Source organism: Nodosilinea sp. P-1105 (assembly GCF_012911975.1).
Taxonomy (GTDB): domain Bacteria; phylum Cyanobacteriota; class Cyanobacteriia; order Phormidesmidales; family Phormidesmidaceae; genus Nodosilinea.
Genome location: NZ_SMDQ01000140.1, coordinates 1 through 2,853 on the forward strand (window position 1 = coordinate 1; position 2,853 = coordinate 2,853).

At 55.0% G+C, this 2,853-nt stretch carries 5 protein-coding genes; 3 read left to right on the top strand and 2 right to left on the bottom strand.

The features are described from left to right. The first annotated feature begins 113 nt into the window (after window positions 1–113). On the top strand, window positions 114–1,361 hold the full coding sequence (locus tag E1H13_RS26295) for an S-layer homology domain-containing protein (RefSeq protein WP_169617917.1): 1,248 nt from the start codon (window positions 114–116) through the stop codon (window positions 1,359–1,361). Here the strand turns inward: E1H13_RS26295 and E1H13_RS26300 are convergent. After that, window positions 1,358–1,681 carry a cupin domain-containing protein gene (locus E1H13_RS26300; RefSeq protein WP_169617918.1) on the bottom strand — a complete coding sequence of 108 codons (324 nt, stop codon included), beginning with the start codon at window positions 1,679–1,681 and terminating at the stop codon, window positions 1,358–1,360. The genes E1H13_RS26295 and E1H13_RS26300 overlap by 4 nt on opposite strands. A 99-nt stretch (window positions 1,682–1,780) precedes the next feature. Next, window positions 1,781–1,903, bottom strand: a complete 123-nt coding sequence (locus E1H13_RS28390) for a hypothetical protein (protein ID WP_256378573.1) — start codon at window positions 1,901–1,903, stop codon at window positions 1,781–1,783. Window positions 1,904–2,105: 202 nt separating this feature from the next. On the opposite strand from E1H13_RS28390, the gene E1H13_RS26310 reads away from it, so the two are divergent. Both E1H13_RS26310 and E1H13_RS26315 read left to right on the top strand, forming a co-directional pair. After that, on the top strand, window positions 2,106–2,396 hold the full coding sequence (locus E1H13_RS26310; RefSeq protein WP_169617921.1) for a nucleotidyltransferase family protein: 291 nt from the start codon (window positions 2,106–2,108) through the stop codon (window positions 2,394–2,396). Further along, the gene (locus E1H13_RS26315; protein ID WP_169617919.1) at window positions 2,386–2,682 is read left to right on the top strand and encodes a DUF86 domain-containing protein; all 297 of its coding nucleotides are present in this window, start codon (window positions 2,386–2,388) and stop codon (window positions 2,680–2,682) included. Before E1H13_RS26310 ends, E1H13_RS26315 begins: the two co-directional genes overlap by 11 nt. Window positions 2,683–2,853: the final 171 nt, after the last annotated feature.

Here is a 2,853-nt window from a genome sequence, read left to right on the forward strand (position 1 = left end):
CAGCAGGGGAATATCGTCAACCCGTTCTGTGATAACGGTTAGAGGAGTTTCCATAGCCCAAATCTAACCTAATTGGCCGACCTCACTCAAAAATGAGCGAACCGGGAGCTGTAATGAATTTATCTGCTAAAACCACCGCCTTTGTGGCCCTGGGCACCTTGGCGATCGCCGGGGTAGCCCTGCCCGCCAACGCCCAAAATGCCCAGTTTAGCGATGTGGGATCGAACTATTGGGCGCGCCCTTTTATCGAGAACCTGGCCAGCGAGCAAATTATCGCCGGGTTCCCTGACGGCACGTTTAAGCCTGACCAACCGGTGACCCGCGCCCAGTTTGCTGCCATTGTGCGCAATGCCTTTAACCAACCCCACGGCCGCACCGCCCCCCGCTTCAGCGATGTGAGCGCTAACTACTGGGCTAATGCGGCGATCGCCGATGCCTACAGCCAGGGTTTTCTCTCGGGCTACCCCAACGGCGTATTTCAGCCTGAGACGCAGATTCCTCGGGTGCAGGCGCTGGTGGCCCTGGCCAATGGCCTCAACTACAGTCCCCAAGGCTCGGTGAATGAAGTCCTGGGCCGCTACCGCGACGCGGGCCAGATTCCGGGCTATGGCCAAAGCCCTGTGGCTGCTGCCACCGAAAACCGCCTGGTAGTCAACTACCCCAACGTAGACACCCTGCAACCTCAGCGCACCGCCACCCGTGCTGACGTAGCCGCCTTTATTTACCAGGCGCTGGTGGCCCAGGGCCGCATGCCCGCCCTGCAAGCGGGGCTGAGCGCCAACAACTACATCGTGGACTACACTCCCGGCACCGCCTCTGGGGGAAACAACAACACCGCTACTTCGCCCCGCCTGGTGGCCAATGGCACCCGCCTAGAGGTGCGCTATCCCAACGCCGATATTGACATTGTGGTGGCCCCCGGCCAAACCGTAGCCACTAGCCTGCAAACTACCCAGCCTGTTCTCAACCGCCAGGGCCAGGTGCTGATTCCGGTGGGTAGCACAGTGCAGGGGCGGATTGTGCCCGTGGAAATTCGCGGGTCGTCGGTGACGGCGGCTAAGTTTGTGGCCGACAGCCTGACGGTGAACGGGCGCACCTATAACGTCAATGCCGAGTCGAGTGCGATCGCCGCCACCAACAGCGTCACCAGCGGCACCCTGCAAGGGGCGCTGATCACTGGCGCAGCGGAGTCGATTTTGACTACCATCACGGGCAACCGCACCATCGGCAGCATAGTCGGTGCAATTATCACTGGCGACAACCAGACCACCTCCAACAGCGCCGTGGTGGTGATTCGCCCCAGCGATCTCGACCTCACCCTGCGGTCTGACCTGACGGTCGATGCGATCGCCAGCAACTAGCCATGCACCGCTAGCCAAACGCAGGGCGGCTCACAGCTGGTGAAATCGACCCGATGCCGCACGTGGGCCGGTATCAGCACATAGTCGCCTGGCCCCAGACTTAAAGCCGCGCCATCCTCGTAGGTGAGGGTGGCGCGGCCTTGTAATAGCACCACCCATTCTGCCTGGGGCTGGTCATACCACTGGCCGGGGGGGGTAGTTTGCCCCGTTGAGACAATGCGCTCTACCCGCAGGTGGGGCGTGGCAAATAGCGTCGTGAATAATTCTGCCTCTGGCAGTGGCTTGGGCAGCTGAAACAGATTGTCGAGCACTGGGGGCATGGGGTAACGGCTAGCTGACAGAACAGTTGTCTTGATTGCCGGTGACCTTAGAGGCTACCGCGTTTTTGGGCACCATGGTCAACCCACCCACGCTAATGCCTACGAACCATACCAGTCGCGCCGCACCTGCATATGATGAGGAATAGGGTTTTGCTGCATTCGCTCTACTAATGCCCCCAAAAACTGTCGCTTCATTTCTGCATTGGCAATGGGGGATAACATTATTTGAGGAGATTGAACGAACAGCTCAACTTCTGTACCTTTGGACAGCTCGAAAGCAATTTGGGGGATAAATGCTCCGTTACGGTAGGCTCAAGCTAAAAGTAAGGTAGCTATGACGACGGTTCGCTTTCAAGCTGACGATGAAAGAGATAGGGTTCTTGACTACAATGCTAGTAACCTTGCGCTAAATGGAACACTGGCTATGCAGTGTAATACAATCTTGGAAACTTTAAAGCAACATCAAACGGTGCTAAAAGACTTGGGTGTGCGATCGCTAGCTTTATTTGGGTCGGTTGCGCGAGATGAAGCTACACCTAGCAGCGATATCGACATTGTGGTCGAGTTCGAACCTCCTATAACCTTCGATCGCTATATGGATGTTAAGTTTTATCTGGAAGATAACCTGGGCAAAAAGGTCGATCTGGTTAGCTGGAAATCATTAAAGCCTCAGCTGCGGAAGATGGTAGAACAAGAGGCCGTCTATGTCTCGTGATCTGCGACTTTATTTGACTGATATTTTGATATCAGGAGAAAAAGTTTTACATTATACCGAAGGCATGAACTTTGAGAATTTCGTGGCAGATGATCGTACGTTTGATGCTGTCATACGCAACCTTCAAATTATTGGAGAGGCTGTTAAAAATGTTCCTGATGATGCTCGTCTCCTTAAGCCTGAAATAGAATGGCGAAAAATTGCTGGACTGAGAGATATCTTAGCTCATGCTTATTTTCAAATTGAGGAGGAAATTATTTGGGATGTTGCAATACTGTTCGGATAAGGTTCAGGTTGGTATTAGGATCGAGAAATTAAGTTGGGGTCGAACCGTTCCCCTCCCCCGATGGGAGGGTTTTCGGGCGGGGAATTTTGCCCGAGGCTTTTTCACGACCCGTGGATTACTGCGCCCCGCTCGGGGCGGAATGCGTTGTTCTGCCAACTCCGTCATGAGCCA

Excerpts from the sequence above, each read along its gene's own strand:
- E1H13_RS26295 (WP_169617917.1), top strand. The coding sequence starts at position 114 with ATGAATTTATCTGCTAAAACCACCGCCTTTGTGGCCCTGGGCACCTTG.
- E1H13_RS26300 (WP_169617918.1), bottom strand. The coding sequence starts at position 1,681 with ATGCCCCCAGTGCTCGACAATCTGTTTCAGCTGCCCAAGCCACTGCCA.
- E1H13_RS28390 (WP_256378573.1), bottom strand. The coding sequence starts at position 1,903 with ATGTTATCCCCCATTGCCAATGCAGAAATGAAGCGACAGTTTTTGGGG.
- E1H13_RS26310 (WP_169617921.1), top strand. The coding sequence starts at position 2,106 with ATGCAGTGTAATACAATCTTGGAAACTTTAAAGCAACATCAAACGGTG.
- E1H13_RS26315 (WP_169617919.1), top strand. The coding sequence starts at position 2,386 with ATGTCTCGTGATCTGCGACTTTATTTGACTGATATTTTGATATCAGGA.